The sequence below is a fragment of the Mycobacterium sp. genome (assembly GCF_035314665.1).
Taxonomy (GTDB): Bacteria; Actinomycetota; Actinomycetes; order Mycobacteriales; family Mycobacteriaceae; genus Mycobacterium.
The window spans coordinates 1-4,909 of sequence record NZ_DATFZD010000411.1; the positions used below are offsets into that span (position 1 = coordinate 1).

Annotated in this window: 4 protein-coding genes and 2 pseudogenes; 2 read left to right on the forward strand and 4 right to left on the reverse strand. The window is 67.4% G+C overall.

Features of this window, described 5'->3' with window-relative positions; all coding sequences use genetic code 11:
• Positions 1-586 (forward strand): nucleoside hydrolase (locus VKI00_RS29350; RefSeq protein WP_324444506.1); only part of this gene is annotated, 586 nt, incomplete at its 5' end.
• On the opposite strand, the gene VKI00_RS29355 is transcribed toward VKI00_RS29350, so the two are convergent.
• On the reverse strand, positions 577-2,124 hold the full coding sequence (locus VKI00_RS29355; RefSeq protein ID WP_324444508.1) for a DNA polymerase Y family protein: 1,548 nt from the start codon (positions 2,122-2,124) through the stop codon (positions 577-579). The two genes, VKI00_RS29350 and VKI00_RS29355, sit on opposite strands and share 10 nt — an antisense overlap.
• Positions 2,125-2,158: 34 nt before the next feature.
• Positions 2,159-2,863, reverse strand: a complete 705-nt coding sequence (locus tag VKI00_RS29360) for a hypothetical protein (protein WP_324444510.1) — start codon at positions 2,861-2,863, stop codon at positions 2,159-2,161.
• Positions 2,864-3,123: 260 nt separating this feature from the next.
• Here VKI00_RS29360 and VKI00_RS29365 point away from each other — a divergent pair.
• Positions 3,124-3,660, forward strand: a pseudogene (locus VKI00_RS29365) (NUDIX domain-containing protein).
• A gap of 11 nt (positions 3,661-3,671) precedes the next feature.
• On the opposite strand, the gene VKI00_RS29370 reads toward VKI00_RS29365, so the two are convergent.
• Together VKI00_RS29370 and VKI00_RS29375 are read right to left on the reverse strand one after the other, a co-directional pair.
• Positions 3,672-4,244, reverse strand: coding sequence for a helix-turn-helix domain-containing protein (locus VKI00_RS29370; protein ID WP_324444513.1), 573 nt, complete (start codon positions 4,242-4,244; stop codon positions 3,672-3,674).
• Between the two features lie 10 nt (positions 4,245-4,254).
• Positions 4,255-4,909: pseudogene (locus VKI00_RS29375) on the reverse strand (dihydroflavonol 4-reductase); the annotation flags it as partial.

The following is a 4,909-nucleotide window of genomic DNA, read 5'->3' on the forward strand; positions in this document are numbered from 1 at the left end:
TTATCGCGGCAACACCAATCCGGTGGTGGAATGGAACATCGGCGTGGATCCGGAGGCGGCGGCCGAAGTGTTCGCCGCCTGGTCACCCGAAGCTTCGGAAACTGCCGAGCCGCAATCACTTCCGATCTTGTGCGGCCTGGATGTGACGTGGAACATCTCCATAACGCCCGAGATACTGGTCCGCCTGGCGGCCGCGGCGGACACGACGACGACCGCGATGAGCGTTGATGACCAGCCGGGCACCCGGTCGTCGGCGTCCAACCCGTTGATCCGGGTGATCGAGGACGCGACGCGGTTCTACCTGGAGTCCTATTACGACCTCGGCCACGGTTACCAGGCCCATCTGCACGACCCGTTGGCCGCGGCGGTCGCGTTGGACCCGCAGCTGCTCACCACCCGGCCGGCGACGGTGGATGTCGAGCTGACGGGGATGCTGACCCGCGGCATGACAGTGACCGACTGGTCGGGGCGCTGGGGTCGAAAACCCAACGCGCTGATCGGTGTTGGAGTCGATCCGGCTGTGTTCTTCGACCGGTTCGTCGACTTAGTCGGACCGTTCGCCGCTCGCCTGGCCCGTCAATCGTAGATTCCCTCCAGATACCACCTCCGCTGGCGGTAGCACAGCAGCATCGCGATACCGGGATCGGACGCGCGCCGCCCTGCCAGCAAGACCTGAGCCCGGGCGGTGCGACCCGCCGATCGATCCGGATCCCACCAGCGTTCGTCGACCGACCACGGCCCAGCCCACCAGCGCAGCCGCTCGTCACGATCGCGGGAGGTCAGCCGCGCCGGATCGGCGGAGAACAGTCCGCGGCTGGTCACACGGATCGAGTTGCCTTGGGCATCAAGCAATTCCACCGGATCATCGAGTAGCACCGTCGGTGACGGCTCGGGTAGTTGACCGGGCCACGGCAGACATGGGTCGGCCCGCGGCACCGGCTCGTCGCCCAGCGGCGTCAACGTGATGCGCTCGGCGGGCCCACGACCGCCAGACAGTACCGGCACCTGCACTGCCTCCGGACCGAGCAGGCCCTGCACCCGCACCAGCGCTCGACGGGCGCGCACCCTGTCCTCGTCACCGAGGCCACCCCATAGCGGTAACTGCAGCGCCCCAGCCGACACCACCTCCACCGCCTGCAGCCGCAACAGCGTTACCGGTGCGGTGGGCCGATCCATGACGGTTCGGGTGTTCAACCACCCGTCGAGCTGCCAACGCACCCGGTCGGCGGTGGCGTCCTCGGTCAGCGGCTCGGCGCAGCGCCACACCCGGGTCAGCTCTTCGCCGTTGGCGGTGACGGCGTGAACGGCCAGTCGAGTGCAGCCCACGCCGGCGGCCATCAACGTCTGATGCAACGCGCTGGCCAGCGAGCGGCCGGCAAATGCCGCGGCGTCAACCCGGTCGATCGGCGGATCGCATTGCAGCACGGCGTCGAGTTCGGCGGGCGGCTCGCGCCCGGACGGTCCGCGTTCCGGCTCACCGCGGGCGAACCGGTGCGCGCTCACCGCGTCGGCGCCGAACCGGGAAGCCACGTCGGTGCGCGGCAAGGCGGCGAACTGCCCGATGGTCCGAATCCCCATCCGCCACAGCAGATCTGCCAGATCCTCTCGGCCGGGACCGGACAGACTCGGCTCGGTGGCGAGTTGCCGGATCGACAGCGCCGACAGGAACCGCGCGCCTTCTCCCGGCTCCACGACACGACCGGCACGGGCGGCGAAGACCGCGGTAGACAGCTGGTCGGCGATCCCGATCTGGCACTCGGCGCCGGCTGCGGCGACAGCATCGGTCAGCCGCTCGGCGGCCTGCTTCTCGGACCCGAAAAAGCGGGCCGCCCCACGCACCGGCAACACCAAAAGCCCGGGCCGCAGCACCTCCGCGCGAGGCACCATATCGTCCAGCGCCGCGATCACCCCTTCGAAGAAGCGGGCGTCGCGGTCGGAGTCGGCAGCCACGACGTGCAATTGCGGACAGCGAGCCGCCGCCTCTCGTCGCCGTAACCCTCGCCGCACTCCCGCCGAACGGGCAGCCGATGAGCAGGCGATCACCCGGTTGGCCAACGTGACGGCGACCGGGGCCGTCGCGGGCAGGCCCGCGGCCGCCGCCGCGGCCACCGCAGGCCAGTCCATACACCAAATCGCCAGTATCCGGGAGGCCACTGAACTACCCAGTCCGCACCCGGCTGATTGCCCGCCCCCTTGCACACACGTCGTTGATTTGGAGGCGCACCTTGCTGATCCGTCCGAAGCCGGGCATACCCGCCGTGGTCTCATAGCCGCAGACCCGGGCCGTTAGTCGTATCGATGCCCCCTGCCAGTCACCATCGGTGACCAACAGGGTGCAGCCCTTGTGGTGAGCGCGGGCCACCACCGCCCGCGCCCGCGTCAGGGGTACCGAGCGCCCGCCCAGAGCCAGCACGACCAGATCCATACCGTCCATAAGCACCGCAGCCACCTCCACCGGATCGGAACCGGGATCCGGGATCACCGCGAGCCGGCTCAGATCCGCTCCCATTTCCACGGCGGCCAGCAGCCCGATATCCGGCTGGCCGACAATGGCCGCATTCCCACCGGCGGCCGTCACCGCGGCCACCATGCTCAACGGCAGCGACCGGGCTCCCGACAGCACCGCCACCGTTCCCCGTGGCAATGCATCAGGCAACACATCGGCAAGCAGTTGCGGGATCGGCAGCCTGGTTTCCGAATCCGGTAGCAGGTCATCCGGCCCGGGGTGACTGTGCGCATGGCTTTGATGATTAAGCCGGGCCGAACCGATCTTCCCGGACACCGCCGCCATCTGACGGCGCAGCTGTTTTAGCTGCTCAGCACGGTTGTGATGGGGCTGATCGGAGGCGAGAATCGCCGTCATCACCACCTCCTGGCGGCACGAGTGTTACCACTGATGTTCGAACAGATGTTCGATACGAGTCAGTCAACACCCGCCCACCGACACCGTCAAGAAACGTGAGGGGCTATTGCATACAACCGGTACTCATGTGGCTTCTGGTGCTTACCGACTGACCCGATCACCATCAACGTCAACGCGACATCCCGGAGGCAACGACGCCACCACCCTCGTGTCGCGGATCCTCAGCGAGTCGACCGAATCGCGGCCGTGATACTGACTGCGTGTCCTTCATCGAACGCGTCGCATCCCGCGAGGTCTATCGGAACCCGTGGTTGGTGCTGCGAGAAGACGACATTCGTCGGCCCGACGGCAGCCGCGGCATCTACTCCGTGGTGGACAAGCCGACCTATGCACTGGTGATGCCCTACGACGGGCAGCGCTTTCGGTTGGTCGAGCAGTTCCGGTATCCCCTCGGCGCGCGGCGATGAGAATTCCCGCAGGGCACCGCTCCGGGTCTGGCCGAACTCGAACCCGCCGAGCTGGCCGCGCGGGAGCTGCGCGAGGAGACCGGATTGCGCGCGACGTCGTTCGAGGCACTCGGCCTGCTCGATGTGGCTGCCGGAATGACCAGCCAACGCGGGTGGGTGTTTCTGGCCACCGGGATCTCCGAGGGACATTCGGATCGCGAACACGAGGAACAGGACATGCGCAGCGAGTGGTTCGCTCGCGAAGACGTCGAGGAGATGATCCGCTCGGGGGTGCTGGCCGACTCGCAGTCGGTCGCCGCCTACGGTCTGTTCCTGCTGTCCGACCGATAGACGACTGCTGGCTAGCGGGCAGAAAGCCCGGCGGCGGCCCGGATGTGGCGGCGCACCGCGGCACGGTCCGGATCGGGAAAAATGTAGTGGCTCAACGCGGTTCGTGCGATTGCGCCGGCAAGGTCGCGGGGGTCCACCGCGGTGGCGAAGGCGTCCTCGCGGGCGCAGCGCCGCAGGACCACCGTCAACCCTTCGGTCAGCACGGGCAACGCTTGCGCCATCTGTTCGTGCGCGAATACCGGCTCGAGATCGAGCAACCGGCCGGGCGGCTGAGCCTCGACGAAAGTCGCGATGACGTCGACCGCGGCCTCCAGCCGTGCACCTCCGACGACCCCCGACATCGCTTTGTCCATCGCCGCATCGAGACGGCGGCGCTCGCGCTTGCCCAGCGCATCGATGAGTTCTCCCTTGGACGCGAAATAGCGGTAAATAGTGGGCCGTGACACCCCGGACAGAGTCGCAACGTCGGAAAGCGACATCCTTCGCGCACCCGTCCGGAACACGAGCCGCTGGGCCGCATCGAGAATCCGATCGGCCAGATCGCCGCGAGCTGAACCGGATCCGTGCGCTTGCGCGATCGACACGACGGCAGCCTTACAGTTTGCCGAGCTCGCGTAGCCACGAGATCAGCAGCCGCAGCCCGTCGTCGAACGACATCGGCTCATAACCGAGGCGCCGGGTGGTCAGGTTGTCGTTGGTTCTGAGCTTGCGCTCGCTCTTGGCCATAGCTTTTGCGATGGCCATCAAGGTGGGCCCGAATTCGGCGGTCAATGCCTCGGGATCCGTGCGGTAATCGAGATCCTCGACACGATGGTCGATTCCGGCGATCTCGCACGCACGGTTGATACCGCCGGCCGTGCTGAAGCTTTCGTGCGGCCGGCCGACCAACAGATAGCGCTCACCGGCCACCCCGCGGTCCAGCGCGGCGATCGAGCCAGTCGCGACGTCGTTGCCCGCCACCCACGTCACGGGAAAAGCGAGATAGCGCTTGATCTTTCCGCGCATACCCGCCAGCAGCACCCGGTTGAAGCTGGTTCGGTGCAAGGCGCGTTCGACGACCGGGGCAGGACCGAAGATCGCACCGGGGTGACAGGTCAGCACGTCGTCGCCCGCGGCAGCGCGCCGGTGTGCTTCTTGAAAGGCGGCCAGCTTAGTGACGGTGTAGGGGTCGCGTGGCGGGTTGTCCAGAACGGGCGCCTCTTCGAAGTCGACGCCGGTGCTCAGATCGAGGAAGGTGGCGGTGCTCAGG